Consider the following 16356-nt stretch of genomic DNA (forward strand, 5'->3'; position numbering starts at 1 on the left):
CCCGGACGCCCGCGAGGCCCGCCCCCGAAATCGGGGACGGGCCTCTCGCGGTCTCCCGACGGTCAGTCGGCGGCGACGCGCTCGCGCACGTCGACCGGGGTGAGCGCGCCGAAGCGCGCCTCGACGTCGCGCGCGGCGGCCAGCGCCGCATGGTCGCGGTTGCGTCCGGCGATGAGCTGCACGCCGGTCGGCAGTCCGTCGTCGTCGAGCCCGGTCGGCACCGCGACCGACGGCAGGCCGAGGAAGTTCACGGCGACGAGCAGCCGGTGGTCGCGCCAGAGCTGCGTCGTCGCCGCCGGTCCCGACAGGTCGAAGCCGATCCGCGGCATGCGGCGCGCGGAGACCGGCCCGAGCACGATCGGGTACTCGGCCTGGAAGGCCTCCCAGGCGGCCGCGACCTGCACGCGTCGGGCCCAGGCGCCCGCGTACTCCTCGACGGTCTCGAGCAGGTGCGTCTCGCTCGCGTTGTCGAGGAAGTAGCGCGTCGACCCCTCGCTGAGCGGCGCCGGCAGCCCGCCCGGCCGGAACGCCCCGACCATCTCGGTCGACGAGAGCTGCCGCCAGCTCGTCGCGGCCTCCTCGAGCAGCGGCGGCTCGGCCTCGACCAGCTCCCACCCGGCGTCGGCGAGCGCTCCGGCGGCGCGGTTCACGGCCGCCGCGACCTCGGGATCCACACCCCAGCCGAGCGGGTCGCGCACGACCGCCGCTCGACGCGGGCCGTCGTACGACGACGGGTGCGGGATGGTGACGGCCAGCGGATCGCGGTCGTCGGCACCGTGCATCAGCGAGAACGCGAGGTCGAGGTCGTCGACCGAGCGCGCGATGGGCCCGTTCACCGCGAAGTGCGCCAGGGTCAGCGAGACCGGCTCGTCGGCCGCGGTCGGTGCGGGGATGCGTCCGGCCGACGGTCGGAGCGCGCAGACGCCGGCGGCGTACGCCGGGAGCCGGAGCGAGCCGCCGTAGTCGTTCCCGAGGCCGAGCGGCGCCATGCCGGTGGCCACCGCGACGGCGTCGCCGCCGCTCGATCCGCCCGGGACGCGATCGGGGTCCCACGGGTTGCGGGTGCGGCCGAAGAGGTCGTTGTCGGTGTCCCACCTCAGCCCGAAGTCGGGCATGTTGCCGCGCGCGATCGGGATGGCGTCGGCGTCGAGCAGGCGCCGCACCATCGTCGCATCGACAGGCGGAACGGCCTCGGCGAGGAACGTCCAGCCGTGCGTCGACGCCGACCAGGTGAGGTCGATGTTCTCCTTGACGGTGAACGGCACGGCCGCGAGCGGACCGAGCGCTTCCCCGGCTGCGCGACGGCGGTCGAGCGCGGCCGCGAGTGCGCGCGCCCGGTCGTCGAAGACGACGGTGGCGGCGCCCACGGCGGGGTTCACCTCGGCGATCCGCGCGAGATGGGCGTCGACGATCTCGACGGCGGCGACCGCCCCCGAGTGGAACAGGCGGGCCAGTTCGCGGGCGTCGCAGCGCCAGAGCGGTCTCTCATTCATGCAGGTCTCCTTGACGGATGGTACGCGTCGCGGCGGTCGCGACGGTGGGAAGCGGGGTCGTCCGGGCGGTCAGGCGCCGACGCGGCACCCAGCCCTCACGCGGGATCGAATCGAGGAGCGTCCGCGTGTACTCGGCCTGCGGCCGGTCGAGCACCTCGGCGATCGCGCCCTGCTCGACGACGACGCCCGCGCGCATGACGACGACGCGGTCGCAGAGCCGACGGACGGTCTCGAGGTCGTGCGAGATCATCAGCAGCGCGACCCCGGTCTCGCGGCGGATGCCGTCGAGCAGTGTCAGGATCTCGACCTGCGTCGTCACGTCGAGCGCCGAGACGGCCTCGTCGAGCACGAGGATCTCGGGCTCCGCGGCGAGCGCGCGGGCGATCGCGACGCGCTGCAGCTGGCCGCCCGAGAGGGCACGCGGGCGCCGTTCGGCGAGCGCGACGTCGAGCCGCACCGCACCGAGCAGCGCTTCGACGCGGTCCCGCAGCTCCGCGCGCCGCAGCCCGGGCCGGTGCACGCCGATCGCCTCGGCGAGGGTCTGGCCGACGGTCCTCCGCCGGTCGAGCGACTGGTACGGGTCCTGGAACACCATCTGCGCGACCCGGGCGCGGCGCCGGCGCTCGGCCGCACCTCGTGCGGGCCGCGACCAGTCGTCGCCCATCACGGCGACGGTGCCCGCATCCGCCGTCTCGAGGCCGCAGACGATGCGCGCCGTCGTCGACTTGCCCGAGCCGCTCTCGCCGACGATGCCGAGCGCGGACCCGGCGCGCAGCTCGAACCCGACGCCGTCGACGGCGGTGAACCGGTCGGTGCCGAAGCCCCGCTCCGAACGCACGGCGAACACCTTGCGCAGGTCCTCCACGGCGAGGACGGGCGCGGCCGGGCCGGTCGTCGCGTTCGCCCCGGCGCCGCGCTCCTCCTCGGGCAGTGCGGCCGCCATCAGGCGCTTCGTGTACGGCTCCGAGGCATCCGACCGCATCGTCGACGCGCGCAGCGTCTCGATCACCCGACCGTGCTGCATCACGGCGACGCGGTCGCAGACGGCACCGGCGAGCGCGAGGTCGTGCGTGATGAAGAGCATCGCGAGGTCGCGGTGCCGCCGGAGGTCGGCGATGACGGCCATCACCTCCTCCTGCGTGGTGACGTCGAGCGCGGTCGTGATCTCGTCCGCCAGCAGGATCCGCGGATCCATGGCGAGGGTCGACGCGATCATCACGCGCTGCAGCAGGCCGCCCGACAGCTCGCCGGGCCGCTGGCGGAGGAGCCTGGCGGGGTCGGGGATGCCGACCTCCGCGAGCAGGTCGGCGGCCCGCGCGGCGGCCGCATCGGGCTTCGCGCCGGCGACGGAGACGAGGGCCTCGGTCATGAAGTCGCCGATCGTCCGCAGCGGGTTCAGGTGCGCACGCGGCGACTGGAACACCATGCCGATCCGTCGAGCGCGGAGGTCGCGGAGCCGCGACGGCGAGAGCGCGGCGAGGTCCTCGCCCTCGATGCGGATGGCGCCGCCGGTCGAGAAGCCCTCGGGCAGCAGCCCGGCCACGGCCCTGGCCGACAGGGTCTTGCCCGAGCCCGACTCGCCCACGAGGCCGACCGCCTCGCCCGGCGCGACCCGGATCGTGCAGTCGTGCACGAGCGTGCGCGTCTCGCCGTCGATCGCGGCGCGCACGGCGAGCCGGTCGAGTTCGAGCACGGGTGCGATCACGGGGCCGTGCATGGGCGCGGTCATCGGTCTCCTCCTTCTGCCCAGGCGGTCACGCGCGCGCCGAGGATGTTCACGGCGAGCACGGTGATCACGACGAACGCCGCGGGGATCACGGCCTGCTCGGGTGCGCCCGTCAGCAGCGCGGGCTGCCCGCTCGCGATCATCACGCCCCAGTCGGATGCCGGCGGCTGCGCGCCGAGGCCCAGGAACGAGATCGCGGCGAGGTCGAGCATGGCGTACCCGAACCCGACGGTGGCCTGCGCGAAGAGCGCGGGAAGGAGGGCGGGCACCAGGTGGCGGAAGCAGATCGCGCCGCCGCCCACGCCCTGCACGCGGAGCGCCGCGACGTAGGGCTTGGCGAGTTCCTGCCGCGCGAGCGCGCGGATCAGCCGGGCGACGAGCGGCAGGTACGCGATCGAGAGCGCGACCGCGGGTGCGAGGAGCCCCTTGCCGAACATCGCGACCGCGAGCACCGCGAGCACGAGCCCGGGGATCGCGAACAGCACCTCGATGAGCCGCGACGACACCGCGTCGACGGCGCCGCCGAACCAGGCTGCGCCGATCGCGATCGCGGCGCCGAGCACGCTCGAGATCGTCACGACGACGATCGGGCCGAGGACGCTCGGCCCGGCGCCGACGAGGACGCGGGAGAGGATGTCGCGCCCGAGGTCGTCGGTCCCGAACGGGTGGGCGAGCGTCGGCGGGCCGGAGATCGGGCCGACGTAGAGGGCGTCGGGGTCGTAGGGTGCGAGGGCCGGGCCGAAGACCGCCATGACCGCGATGCCGAGCATCACGATCGACGCGGTGACGACGAGGGGGTCGCGCGTCGCCGCGCGGCGGAGCACCGTGGACACGCGTCCGCCGGCGAGTTGGGCGACGCTCATGCGGTCCTCCCGGGCTTGACGCTGTCGGGGTCGATGATCGCGATCGCGACGTCGGCGATCGCGTTGAGCACGACGAACACGACGACGAGCAGCAGCGAGATGACCTGCACGACGGGGACGTCCTTGCGTGCGGCGGCCTCGGTCAGCAGCGAGCCGAGTCCGCCGATGCCGAACGCCTGCTCGGCGATGGCCGACACGGCGAACAGGCCCGCGACGGTCGCACCGGAGACCGCGAGGATCTGCGGCGACGCGTTGAGGAACACGTGCCGACGGAAGATCCGTGCTCGGGGGATGCCGCGGACGCGCGCCGTCTCGACGTGCTCCGAGTGCAGCTGGGAGACGACCGCGCCGCGCGTGATCCGGCTGAGGTAGGCGATGTAGAGCACCGCGAGCGAGATCGCCGGCAGGGTGAGGTGGTACAGCTGGTCGAGGAATCCCTCGCCCGCGCCGTACACGGGGAACCAGCCGAGCACCCGCGCGAAGATCCAGATCAGGAGGATCGCCACGACGAACGTCGGGAGCGCCATGCCGATCGACGTGGCCATGAGCACGGCCCGGTCGGCGATCCGCCCGCGCGTCGCCGCGACGATGCCCGAGCCGACGCCGAAGACCGCGATGAGCACCACCGCGTAGGCGACGAGGAGCACCGTGATCCCGACGCGCGGGGCGATCAGGTCGACGACGTCGGTCCGGTAGACGTACGAGGTGCCGAGGTCGCCCGTGAGCACGCCGCCCGCCCAGTGGAGGTACTGCAGCCACACGGGGTCGTCGAGGTGGTGCTCGGCGCGGATCGCCGCGATCATGTCGGGCGTCGGCCGCGTCCCGCCGGCGAACGCCGAGACCGGGTCGCCGGGTGTGAGCAGCACGGCGCAGAAGATGACGACGCTGGACAGGAACAGTGTGAGCGCGAGGCTCCCCAGCTGCCTGGCGAGTTGCGCCAGCACACGTGGATTCATGTCCGCTCCCGTCCCGTCCAGCGTCGTCGCATCACTCGGCCCCGAGGTGGAGCGCCCAGGGGCTGCTGTACGCCGCGACCGAGGTCGTGACGCCGGTGAGCCCGTCGTTCAGGAACGTGAGGTGGTATGCGCCGGCCAGCGTCACCTGCAGCTGGTCGGGTGCGAAGACCTCCTGCGCGGCGATGAACGCGTCGGCGGATGCCGCGGGGTCGAGCGTCGTGCGCGCGACCTGGAGCTCGCCGGTGACCGCCTCGTTCGAGTACTCGCTCCAGTTGAAGAACCCGCCGAGGTCGGGCGGCAGCAGGAACTGCTGCGCGTACCCCAGCACGCCCGGGCTGTCGAGGTAGCCCGCGGTCGCCACGAAGTCGATGCTCTCGCGCGCCGCCGGGTCGAAGAAGATCTCGGTGAAGTCGGCGGGCTGGCGCTCGTCGATCTCGACGGTGAGCCCGAGCTGCGCTCCGGCGGCCTGGATGATCGCCGCGGTCTGCGCGAGTTCCTTCGCGCCCGCCGGGATCGCGACCACGAGCGGCACGGAGAGGTCCTCGCCCGACTCCTCGACGAGCGCCGTCGCGGCTTCGAGGTCGAATTCGACGTCGGGCAGGGCCGCGTAGGCGTCGGTGTACTGGTCGGCCGCCTCCATGCCGTCCCAGGCGAAGGGCGGGGTGAAGGTCTTCTGCGGCGCGCCGAGTCCGCTGAGCACGGTCTGCACGTACTGCTCGCGGTCGATCGCGAGGCTCAGGGCCCGGCGGATGTCGGGGTTCGCGCCCGCACCGGTCGACCGGGTCGGCCCGAACGAGAACGAGGCGGTCGACGGGCCGAGCACGAGCCGTCCCTCGTCCGACGACTCGAACACCGAGCGGCTGCCGGGGGCGACGTTGAACGCGCCGTCGATCTCGCCCTCGAGCAGGGCGGTCGTGAGCGTCGTGCCGTCGGGCACGAAGACGTAGCGCAGGGTCTCGGTGAGCGGCGCCCCGCCCCAGTAGTCGGCGTTCGCGGTGGTGACGATCTCGGTGCCGGGCGTCCAGTCGGCCAGTTCGTACGGGCCGGTGCACAGGATGTCGCCGCTCGCGGTGCCGAACGCATCGCCGGCCTGCTGGGCCTGGGCGGCGTTCACGACGGCGCCGGCCGCGCTCGAGAGCGCGTCGCGGAACGTCGAGTCGGGGGCCGTGAAGCTGACGGTGACCTGGTGGTCGCCGGTCTGCTCGATGGTGTCGACGAGCACGAAGGCGGGGAACCACGGCGACGACTCGACGCGGTTGCGCTCCATGCTGAACACGACGTCGGCGGGCGTCAGCGGCGTGCCGTCCCAGAACGTCACGCCCTCGCGCAGGTCGATGACGAACGTCGTCGGGTCGACCCACTCGGCGCTCGTGGCGAGGCCGGGCTCGACGGTGAAGTCGGGCTGCAGCTGCAGCAGGCTCTCGCACAGGTTCGGGATGACGAAGCTGTACTCGGCGGCGGGGTCGAGCGTGCGGGGCTCGCCCTCGACGAGCCCCCAGGTGACCTCGTCGACCTCGGTCGTGGCGTCGGGCAGGGCGGCGACGAGCGACGACTCGTCGACGGGGGCCGCGGAGGTCGGGACGGGTTCGGCGTCTCGGGCCGTGCAGCCGCTGAGCAGCAGGAGCACGGTCCCGGCCGCGAGCGCGGCGGTGGTGATGCCGGTGGTTCTCATGGCGATTCCTCTCGGGGGTCGGATGGTGCGGGGCGGGCGGTGCGGGTGCCGGGTCGGGTGATGCAGGGCTGGGGTGCGGTTCGAGGCCGTTCGGTCGCTCAGCGCACGACGAAGACGCGCACGCACACCTGGCCGTCCTCGTCGCGCGCGAGCCCGACGAACTGGTGCTCGGCGAGCCAACGGTGGGCCGGGGCATCCGTCTGGAAGACCGGCGCGGTGCGGAAGTAGTACTCCTCCTCGGGGACGTTCTCGCCCGCGACGAGCCGGGCCACGACCTCCTCGGAGGCGCGGAAGTACCCGCGGTTGAGGATGTCGATGACCGCGCCGTCGTCGGCGCGCAGCAGGTAGCGCGCCTCGAGCTGCGAGGTGCGGCTCCGCTCCACGGCCCAGTCGCCGCCGTACGGCAGGACGGTGCCGGTGAGCATCGGTCCGGCGACGGTGCCGCCGGTGATGGGCGTGAACGTCAGGTCCTCGTCGGCGCTGCGGCCGATCGGAATCCACCGATCGACGTCGACGCGGATCTCGAAGGCGAACTCGAGCTCGGGCTGCTTCATGCGGGTGCTCCTTCGGAGGTGGGGGCGACGGTCAGGTCGAGTCGGAACGGATGGCTCCCGCCGAGCAGGAGGCGCTGGCGGTTGGGCACGGTCTCGCGAGCCCCCCAGGGCTCCTCGCCCGTGCCGGGCTGGGCGATGAACTCGGGCGAGTCGCTGCTCGACACGTGCACGCGCAGCCGGTGGCCGGCGCACAGCCGGTAGCCCAGCTGGCCGAGGTCGATGTCGACGTCGGCGGGGGCCGTGGCATCCGTCACCTGAACCTGACCGCGGGCGATGCGGAGCGCCGTGCCGTCGGGCGCGACGTCGAGGAGCCGGACGAACACGTCCATCACCGGGCCGTCGGACGCCACGCGCGCGGCGACGCGCACCGGCCCGGTGAGATCGAGGTCGTCGGTCGCCGGCTCGGCGTCGAACACGAGGACGTCGTCGCGGGCGCCGATGGGCGCCTCGTCGGGTCGGTGCAGCAGGAAGGCGAACGCGTTCGGCACGCTCGAGGGGACGGGGTCGGCCGGGTCGTGGGTCCACTCGACCGTCGTCTCGGTCGTCGGCGCATCGGGCTCGAGACGCCCGCGACCGTCGCCGCCCGTGCCGGGCGCCGCGTACCACGAGCGCGTGCGCGCGCCCGGCGGCGGCCACGCGGCATCCGCTCGCATGCCCTCGGTGCCGGCGAGGTTCCAGCTCACGCGCGGGATGTCGCCCGCCGAGCCGTTGCCGCGCACGAACACCTCGAAGAACTCGAGCGCCGGCTCGAGCATGCGCGGGAGCTCGGCGCGGAGCTGGTCCTCGGTGCGCTCCTCGACGCGGTCCTCCTCGGCGTCGTCGAGGTAGTACGCCTCGTGGTCCATCGACTCGATGCGCAGGAAGTGGTTGAGCGCCCACGACGGACGCTGCTCGATCTCGGCGACGTCCGCCCACGACAGCGGTGCGCAGTTGTCCCACCACCCGATGGTGTGCAGCGTCGGCACCGGGCGGGCGTCGAACGGGCTCGCGACCGGGAAGCGCGGCAGGTGGACCGCGCGCGGGTACCACTGGTCGTACGAGATCGACCGGGAGCCGAGCTCGTCGAGGACGCGCTCGACCTGCGCGCTGTACGGGCGCTCGGTGGCATCGAGTTCCCAGAAGTACGCGTCGCGCGAGTGGAAGTAGGTGACCGGGTAGAGGTAGGTGATCGCCCACTCGACCGGCCGCGTGCGCTCCCCCGGCCGGGGCCGGACGGGCTCGCCGAGCTGGGTGCCGGTCACGCGCGGCGCGATCGCCTTCAGGGCCGGATGCTGCGACGCGACGGCCGCCCACTGCGTGTAGCCGTAGTAGCTGTCGCCCCACATCGCCACGCGCCCGTTCGACCAGGGCTGGTGCGTGATCCACTCGATGGTGTCGTAGCCGTCGTCGACCTCGTTGACGAAGAGCAGCGCGTCGCCTTCGGAGCGGAACTTGCCGCGGACGTCCTGCGCGACGACCCGGTAGCCCCGTGCGGTGAAGTACTCCGCGATGAGCGGGATGAACGTGTACTCGCCGCTCTTGTCGTAGGGCAGCCGGATGAGGATCGTGTCGCCCGCGCCCGTCTCCGGGGTGCCCGGCGCCCCCGGCAGGTAGACGTCGGTCGCGAGCCGCACGCCGTCGCGCATGCGCACGCCGACCTCTCGGGCGAGCGGACTGGCGGGCGCCGGTCCGACGTGGACGATCTCGGGCACGGATACCTCCTGGAGTGGGTGTCCCGGGTTCGGGGTGGACGCCACGCTAGGTCGAAACCACGTTGTTAGTCAAGGCCGACTAGACAATAAACTCCGAAATGTGGGACGATCGGCTCGACGCCGGCGAGCCGAGCCGGACGTCCGCGTCGGCTATCGTGCGAGGCGACGAGCCGGTGCGAGCCGGCGCGCCCGAGCGGGGCCGCCGAGACGCGGACACAGGAGGGAGACGAGGATGGCGCGACCTTCCGTCGCCGACGAGCGGAGACGCCAGATCGTGGCGGCGACCATCCGCACGATCGGCGAGCACGGCATCGCGGGCGCGAGCCTCGACCGCATCGCGACAGAGGTCGGCATGTCGCGCGGCCATGTGCGCCACTTCGTCGGCAATCGCGAGGAGCTCCTCCGCGAGAGCGCGCGCCGGTTCTTCTACGACGGCACCGACGGCGAGTCCGTCCTCCCCGCCGAGGTCGACACCGTGGCATCCGCCGTCGACTTCCTCTTCAGCGAGTCGTTCGCGGCCGCCGGCACCGAGAACGCCGTCGTCATCGGCCTGGTCGAGGCGGCGCGCACCGACACCGTGATCGCCGAGGTCCTGACCACCGCGTACGAGGGGACGCATCGGCGGATCGCCGCGATGCTCGCCGCCGAGCACCCGGATGCCGACCCGGGCCTCCGCCGCACCGTCGCCTACGGAATCGTGGCGAGCGCGCTGCACAACGTCTTCCTCAACGACATCGCGTCGGTGTCGACGGTCGACCCCGATGCCCGACGCTCGGCCGAGCTGCTCATCGCCGCGCTGGGCCGCGCCGACGGCGGGGCATCCGGCTGAGCCTCGCGCACCCTGCCGATGGCGTGTCGTCGAGCCGCGTCGAGTCGGATACAGTCGGCGGCATAGACGTCATCACCGCTCCCGCATCCGCGGCCCCGCCGACCCGTCGGTGGGGTCTTCTTCATGCCCTCGCGGGCGTGGGGATCTTCGTCGTCGGCATCTTCGGGCCGGCGTTGCTGCCCGTGGAGTGGCTGACCTACCCGGTCTGGCTGGCCCTGAGCCTCGCCATGCCGGTGCTCGTCGTCGGCTGGATCGTGTTCGTGTCTCGGAGGTGGGGCACCGGCAGCCTGATCCGCGACTACGGCCTGTCGTTCCGGTGGATCGACCTCCTGGGGATCCCCGTCGCGTTCGCGGCGATCTGGTTCCTCGAACCGTTCGCCGTGTACGTCGCGCTGCTGATGTTCGGCGATCCCGGCGGGCTCGACTCGAACGTGTTCCCCTCACCCGATCCGATGATCTGGCTGCCGACCGTCGTGCTCGCGGTCGTCGCGGCCCCGTTCATCGAGGAGGTCGTCTTCCGGGGCATGCTCCAGCCGTCGCTGAAGCGGTGGTTCGACGGGCCGGATCCCGATCAGACGCGCAGCTTCCGTGCCACGAACGCGGCCATCGTGCTCACCGCACTGCTGTTCGCCTCGCTCCACCTGCCGCAGGCCTTCGCCGGCGTCAACGGCGTCGCGCTTGCTGCGGCCACGTTCCTCTCCGGGATCGTGCTCGGCGCCCTCGCCATGGCGACTCGCCGCACCGCACCGTCCATCGTCGTGCACGCCGCGTCCAACCTCGTCGCGACCGCGTCGGCGTACGGGCTCGTGGCCTGACGTCGATCATCAGTCGGCGGACACTGGACCCGCGACCCGCATCGTCTCCCCCGCCCGCGCCGCGAAGGCCGTCGCCTCCGCGGCGATCGTGCGACGCATGACCTCGACCGCGGCCGTCGGCGCGACATCCGCCGGCATCGCCAGGCTGATCGTCCGGTCGAGCGCGCGCTCGGCGAGCCGCACCGCCCGGAGCCTCGGGCGGTCGATGAGCACGAGCGCCGGCACGATCGCGACGCCGAGTCCGCGCTCGACGAAGCGCAGCACGGCATCCATCTCGGCGCCTTCGAGCACGACCTCGGGTGCGAGCGACGCAACGCGGAAGGCGGCATCCGTCGCCGCCCGCAGGTCGTAGGTCGAGCTGAAGACGATCTGCGGCAGCCGCGCGACCTCGGCGAGCGAGATCGTCTCGCGGTCGGTCACCGGCGGTGCTGCGGCGGATGACACGACCACGAGCTCCTCGACGAGCAGCGGCGTCACGGTGACGCGGCCCGGGGCCGTGGCATCCGTCGTCGTCACGAGCGCGAGGTCGAGCTCGCCGCCCGCGAGTTCGTCGAGGAGGCCGCGCGATCCCTGCTCCGAGAGGTGCAGTTCGATGGCCGGATGCTCCGCGTGGAACGCGCTGAGCACCTCGGCGACGAGGCTGATGCAGAGGGTCGGGGTGGCGCCGAGGCGCACGCGGCCTCGCTCGAGGCCGGCGAGCTCGGCGAGTTCGCGGCGCACCGATTCGGCGTCGGCGAGCATGCGCCTGGCGAGGGGCAGCAGCGACTCGCCCGCGACCGTGAGCGTCGAGCCGCCCCGGGCGCGGTGGAACAGCTCGGCGCCGAGGTCATGCTCGAGCGCCGCGATCTGGCGGCTGAGCGACGGCTGCGCGAGGTAGAGCTCCTCGGCGGCGCGCGTGAAGTTGCCGAACCGCGCGACCTCGACGAACGACCGGAGCTGCTCGAGATTCATGTCGATAGCCTACACGCATCGATATCACGCCGAAGATGCATTGGACGGATGTAACCGGCCGACCTAGCGTGGAGCGCATGACTGCTTCGGAACGCCAGATCTCCACCACCGTCCTCGTCATCGGCACGGGCGGCTCGGGCCTGCGCGCCGCGATCGAGCTCGCCGAGGCGGGCGTCGACGTGCTCGCGCTGGGCAAGCGCGCGAAGTCCGACGCCCACACCTCGCTCGCGGCGGGCGGCATCAACGCCGCGCTCGCCACCATGGACGCCGACGACAGCTGGCAGCAGCACGCCGCCGACACCCTGAAGGAGAGTTACCTCCTCGCCGACCCGCGCACGGTCGAGACGGTCACCAAGGGCGCGGCCCGCGGCATCCAGGACCTCGAGCGCTACGGCATGCCGTTCGCCCGCGAGGAGGACGGCCGCATCTCGCAGCGCTTCTTCGGCGCGCACACCTACCGCCGCACCGCGTTCGCGGGCGACTACACGGGCCTCGAGATCCAGCGCACCCTCGTCAACCGCGCCGCGCAGCTCGGCGTGCCGATCCTCGACACGGTCTACGTCACGCGCATCCTCGTGAACGACGACGGCGCGGTCTTCGGCGCCTACGGCTTCGACCTCGAGGACGGCACCCGCTACCTCATCCACGCCGACGCCGTGATCCTCGCCGCCGGCGGCCACAACCGCATCTGGCGGCGCACCTCCTCGCGTCGCGACGAGAACACGGGCGACTCGTGGCGCCTCGCCGTCGAGGCCGGCGGCCGCGTGCGCGACCCCGAGCTCGTGCAGTTCCACCCGTCGGGCATCATCGAGCCCGAGAGCGCCGCGGGAACCCTCATCAGCGAGGCGGCGCGAGGCGAAGGCGGCATCCTCACCAACGCCCTCGGCGAGCGCTTCATGGCGAAGTACGACCCCGAGCGCATGGAGCTCTCGACGCGCGACCGCGTCGCCCTGGCGGCGTACACCGAGATCAAGGAAGGCCGCGGCACGCCCAACGGGGGTGTCTGGCTCGATATCTCGCACCTCCCGCGCGAGACGATCATGCAGCGCCTCCCCCGCGTCTACCAGACCATGCTCGAGCTGCAGATGCGCGACATCACCAGGGAGCCGATCGAGATCGCGCCCACCGCGCACTACTCGATGGGCGGCGTCTGGGTGCGCCCCGACGACCACGGCACGGATGTCCCGGGGCTGTACGCGATCGGCGAGGCCTCGTCGGGCCTGCACGGCGCCAACCGGCTCGGCGGCAACTCGCTCATCGAGCTGCTCGTGTTCGGACGCATCGTCGGACAGGCCGCTGCGGCCTACTCGGCCGGGCTCGACGCGCAGCGGCGTTCGGCGTCCGCGGTCCGGGCGGCGCGCGCCGAGATCGACGACCTGCTGGCCGCGGATGGCGCGGAGAACGTGCGCGCCCTGCAGCGCGCCATCCGGAACACCATGACCGAGCACGCCGGCGTCGTGCGCGACGAGCAGGGCCTGCTCGCCGGCCTCGCCGAGCTCGACGCGATCGAGGCCCGCATGGCCGACATCGGCGTGCACCCCGACCTCGCCGGCTACCAGGACCTCGCCCACGCATTCGACCTGAAGTCGGCAGCGATGGCCGCCCGCGCGACGCTCGAGGCCGCGCTCGAGCGTCGCGAGACCCGCGGATGCCACAACCGCAGCGACCACCCCGAGACGGATGCCTCGCTGCAGGTCAACCTCGTGTGGTCGCCGTCCACGGGCGTGACCCGCGAGTCGATCCCGCCGATCCCCGACGAGATCGCGGCACTCATGGAGCGCGAGGTGTCGACGGCCGGGAAGCTCGTGGAGTGACCTGCCCCGTCACCCCACCGACGGCCCGGACGGGCGGCGCCCCGACCGGATGCGGGCGAGGATCACGCGAGGAAGGGCTGCGAGGTGCGCCGCCAATCCGTCGTGGGCTTCGGCGTGGCGCGCGCGATACCGGCCGATGCCGATGATCGAGACGCCGAGCAGCAGGAACGCGAAGAGGATGCCGCCGATGTACGCGAACGACGAGTCGTAGCCGGCGATGTGCGGGTCGAGGAACCCGTACGGGTACCACCACTCCGCGCTGCCGTCGGGGTTCGGCACGAGTTCGCCGCGGATCATCGTGTAGACCGTCCAGACGAGCGGGTAGCTGACGATCACCGCGAGCGACCGCCACGGGAGCCCGCGACGCCTCGTGGCGAACAGCAGGTCGAGCATGAAGTAGAGCGGAAGCACGACGTGGAGCGTCTCGGTGGCCCACGAGTCCAGGTTCGCGACCCAGAGCGGGTCGGTCGCGGCGATCGCGGCCGGCTCGCCTCGCAGCAGAACGTTGAACACGACGCCGAGCAGGATCACCGGCCCGGTGACCGCGGCGATCGCCAGCGCGATGCCGACGGGCTCGGGCGAGGTGCCGCGGTGCCGGCGCATCCAGTGCGCCGCGATCGACAGCACGACGATGCTGAGGATCGACGACACGATCGTGAACATGCTGAAGTAGTTCGCCAGCACGAGGCCGAGATCCTGGCCGTCGCGCGCCGCGCGATCGATGTTGACCAGCAGTCCGGCGAGGACGCCCGAACCCGCGACGATCGCGGCGGCGACCCTGAACCACACCCAACGCATGAGAACCCCCCAGTTGCACTGCGACGAGTTCGGGTTGAGGACGTTGTAGTGCCTCCGGGGATCCGGCCGCCGGAACTCTGGCACAAAGATTGAGGAAATCTCGATGAAGAGTGCTCAGCGCTGTGGGATAGCTCCAAACTCGACCACCGCGGGCCCGACCTCGACCCGCTCGCCACGCACGAGCGTCGCACCGGCAGGAACCTGCACCGTCACGCCCTCCGCGTCGGCATGCACGAACAGGTCGCCGAGCGGGGTCGGCACGACCGCCGACGCCCACTCGAGGCCGCCGAGCCGCGGCTCGACCTCGAAGCGCGTCCAGCCGTCGTCGAGCGGCCGCAGTCCGAGCACCGCCTCCGGAATGAGCGCGGCGGGCCCGGCCGACCAGGCGTGGCAGAGGCTACGCCCGAACGGCCGCCCGTACATGGCCAGGTCGTCGCCGCCCGACGGCCCCTCCTCCCAGAAGGTGCCCGGGCCGGCGTCGAGCATGGCACCCCAGATCCGTTCGATCTCCTCGAGCACCGCGTCGTGCTCGCCCGCGGCGAGCCTCGCGCGGAGCCGGAATGCGGTCATGAACGGCGTGCCGGCCGTGCCGGTGCGGATCGAGGACGCGACCCCGTCTGGCACGCCGTCGGAGTGGAGCCCCGCGAGCACGGCGAGGAAGTTCGCGTAGGGAGCGGGCGAGGAGGTCGTGGCATCCGCTCCGAGGTAGTCGGCCCAGCGGTCGGTCTCGGCGAGCCATCCGCTCGACCGCACGGTGGACTCGACGAGGTCGGCAAGCGCGCTCCATCGCGCCGCGCCCGCGTGCTCGACGCGATCGAGCAGCCGGGCCGCGCTGCGGAGCGCCCAGCACCACAGCATCTGCAGCGCCACCGGGTCGCGGCCGTGCTCGATCGCGAGCCCCCAGTCGAGGAACACCGAGCCCGGGCCGGAGTCGACGAATCCGCCGCGCTGCGCCTCGGGCCGGAAGACGCCGCGATCGTCGGCGAACCGGGCGAGGTCGGCGACGAACGCGTCGACGTGCGCCGCCTCGCGCTCGGCGAACCCGCGATCGCCGAAGTACCGCACGTACAGGTCGGCATTGACGACCCACCACAGCGAGTAGTCGGCGATGCCGTTGACGTACCCGTGGTCCGGGCGGCCGAGCGCCACGAGCCCGTCGGCGACGACTCCGCCGTCGCCGAGTGCGAACGCGTTGGCGAGGGTGCTGAGCGCCTGGTCGCCGGCCCACGGCATGCGGTCGCGCTTGATCCCGTCGATCATCAGCCCCTGGTCGCAGACCCGGAGCGTGTACTGCGCCGCCGCCCAGACCCGGGTGAGCCGGTCGTCGGAGCACGCGAACGCCCCGGGGCGCGCGATCGGCGTCACCTCGGCGCGCACGCGCACCTCGGGGGGCGCGGCATCCGCCCCGATCGAGAGGTACCTGAAGCCGAGCGGATGCCTCGTGGCCCACCCCTCCTCGACGCGGATCACGTCGTGGCGCGTCTCGCGATCGGTCTCCTCGGCGAGCGCCTCGGCCTCGCTCTCGCCGCTGCCGACGACCGGCTGCGGGCCGCGCGGGAGGACCGGGGTGCCGAGGAGCGGCGCACCGGCGTCGTAGAGCCCGTCCGGGCGCCGGGCCACGGCGACCTCGACGTGACCGGGTGCCTCGAGGTGCGGGGGCCGCTCGCCGCCGGGGCGGAGCGCGATCGATTCCCACGGGCCGTCGTCGACCGACGCCGCCCAGTCGGCGAGCGCCGCAGCGGCAGGGATGCCGAGCGCCGGCGCGTCGCCGGTGCGCGCCACGACGTGGAACTCGACGACGGTGCCCACGACCGGCACCTCGAACCGGAGGTCGTCGCCGACGACGACGACCCCGGTCGCGAGGGAGGCCGGCCCCGCGGCATCCGCTCGCACGGAGACCTCGGCGCGCCCCGCGACGCGGACCGTCACCAGCACGGCCGCAGTCGTGACCGCCCGGAACCGCACGTGCTGCGCGGGCCGGCCGTGGTTGCGCGGGTAGTGCACGTGCCGGTTCGCCGCGAATCCGTCGTCGACCAGCCGGCCGAGCAGCGCCAGCTCGTACTGGTCGCGCCCGTACGCCCACGCGCGGTCGGCCGCGCGCGGCACCACGTCGGCGTCGTCGAAGGGCTGCGGCGAGCGGGTCCGGACCCACCGCCGCAGCTCGTCGATCGAGCGCGGCGGCTGCTGCGGCATC

Annotated in this window: 13 protein-coding genes; 3 read left to right on the forward strand and 10 right to left on the reverse strand. The window is 72.9% G+C overall.

Annotation, left to right across the window (positions count from 1 at the left end):
• Positions 1 to 62 precede the first annotated feature (62 nt).
• The 7 genes from GLX25_RS03300 to GLX25_RS03330 all read right to left on the reverse strand — a co-directional run bounded on the left by GLX25_RS03300 (position 63) and on the right by GLX25_RS03330 (position 8955).
• The gene (locus GLX25_RS03300; protein WP_155840789.1) at positions 63 to 1493 is read right to left on the reverse strand and encodes an amidase; all 1431 of its coding nucleotides are present in this window, start codon (positions 1491 to 1493) and stop codon (positions 63 to 65) included.
• Positions 1486 to 3222 (reverse strand): nickel ABC transporter ATP-binding protein NikE, encoded by a 1737-nt coding sequence (gene nikE, locus GLX25_RS03305; RefSeq protein ID WP_155840790.1) that lies wholly within the window; start codon positions 3220 to 3222, stop codon positions 1486 to 1488. Before nikE ends, GLX25_RS03300 begins: the two co-directional genes overlap by 8 nt.
• Complete coding sequence (locus tag GLX25_RS03310) at positions 3219 to 4082, reverse strand: ABC transporter permease (protein ID WP_155840791.1); 864 nt, start codon at positions 4080 to 4082, stop codon at positions 3219 to 3221. The genes nikE and GLX25_RS03310 overlap by 4 nt, the downstream gene beginning before the upstream one ends.
• On the reverse strand, positions 4079 to 5038 hold the full coding sequence (locus GLX25_RS03315) for an ABC transporter permease (RefSeq protein WP_155840792.1): 960 nt from the start codon (positions 5036 to 5038) through the stop codon (positions 4079 to 4081). The genes GLX25_RS03310 and GLX25_RS03315 overlap by 4 nt, the downstream gene beginning before the upstream one ends.
• A 31-nt stretch (positions 5039 to 5069) precedes the next feature.
• Positions 5070 to 6710 (reverse strand): ABC transporter substrate-binding protein, encoded by a 1641-nt coding sequence (locus GLX25_RS03320; protein ID WP_155840793.1) that lies wholly within the window; start codon positions 6708 to 6710, stop codon positions 5070 to 5072.
• A gap of 98 nt (positions 6711 to 6808) precedes the next feature.
• Complete coding sequence (locus GLX25_RS03325; RefSeq protein ID WP_155840794.1) at positions 6809 to 7264, reverse strand: DUF3237 domain-containing protein; 456 nt, start codon at positions 7262 to 7264, stop codon at positions 6809 to 6811.
• Positions 7261 to 8955, reverse strand: coding sequence for a CocE/NonD family hydrolase (locus GLX25_RS03330; RefSeq protein ID WP_271192552.1), 1695 nt, complete (start codon positions 8953 to 8955; stop codon positions 7261 to 7263). Before GLX25_RS03330 ends, GLX25_RS03325 begins: the two co-directional genes overlap by 4 nt.
• A gap of 232 nt (positions 8956 to 9187) precedes the next feature.
• Here GLX25_RS03330 and GLX25_RS03335 point away from each other — a divergent pair, with 232 nt between their 5' ends.
• Together GLX25_RS03335 and GLX25_RS19290 are read left to right on the forward strand one after the other, a co-directional pair.
• The gene (locus GLX25_RS03335; protein WP_166548403.1) at positions 9188 to 9784 is read left to right on the forward strand and encodes a TetR/AcrR family transcriptional regulator; all 597 of its coding nucleotides are present in this window, start codon (positions 9188 to 9190) and stop codon (positions 9782 to 9784) included.
• A 137-nt stretch (positions 9785 to 9921) separates the two neighbouring features.
• On the forward strand, positions 9922 to 10599 hold the full coding sequence (locus GLX25_RS19290) for a CPBP family intramembrane glutamic endopeptidase (RefSeq protein ID WP_155840796.1): 678 nt from the start codon (positions 9922 to 9924) through the stop codon (positions 10597 to 10599).
• 9 nt (positions 10600 to 10608) lie between these two features.
• Here GLX25_RS19290 and GLX25_RS03345 read toward each other — a convergent pair whose 3' ends face one another.
• Positions 10609 to 11550 (reverse strand): LysR family transcriptional regulator, encoded by a 942-nt coding sequence (locus GLX25_RS03345; RefSeq protein WP_155840797.1) that lies wholly within the window; start codon positions 11548 to 11550, stop codon positions 10609 to 10611.
• Positions 11551 to 11627: 77 nt separating this feature from the next.
• Between GLX25_RS03345 and GLX25_RS03350 the strand changes: the two genes are divergently transcribed.
• Positions 11628 to 13364 (forward strand): L-aspartate oxidase, encoded by a 1737-nt coding sequence (locus GLX25_RS03350; protein WP_155840798.1) that lies wholly within the window; start codon positions 11628 to 11630, stop codon positions 13362 to 13364.
• A 9-nt stretch (positions 13365 to 13373) separates the two neighbouring features.
• Here GLX25_RS03350 and GLX25_RS03355 read toward each other — a convergent pair whose 3' ends face one another.
• Together GLX25_RS03355 and GLX25_RS03360 are read right to left on the reverse strand one after the other, a co-directional pair.
• On the reverse strand, positions 13374 to 14162 hold the full coding sequence (locus GLX25_RS03355) for a Pr6Pr family membrane protein (RefSeq protein WP_155840799.1): 789 nt from the start codon (positions 14160 to 14162) through the stop codon (positions 13374 to 13376).
• 114 nt (positions 14163 to 14276) lie between these two features.
• Entirely contained in the window at positions 14277 to 16355 is a 2079-nt protein-coding gene (locus GLX25_RS03360; RefSeq protein WP_155840800.1) for an alpha-L-rhamnosidase-related protein, read from the reverse strand.
• Position 16356: the final 1 nt, after the last annotated feature.

It is taken from the genome of Agromyces luteolus, from assembly GCF_009729855.1.
In the GTDB taxonomy this organism is placed as follows: domain Bacteria; phylum Actinomycetota; class Actinomycetes; order Actinomycetales; family Microbacteriaceae; genus Agromyces; species Agromyces luteolus.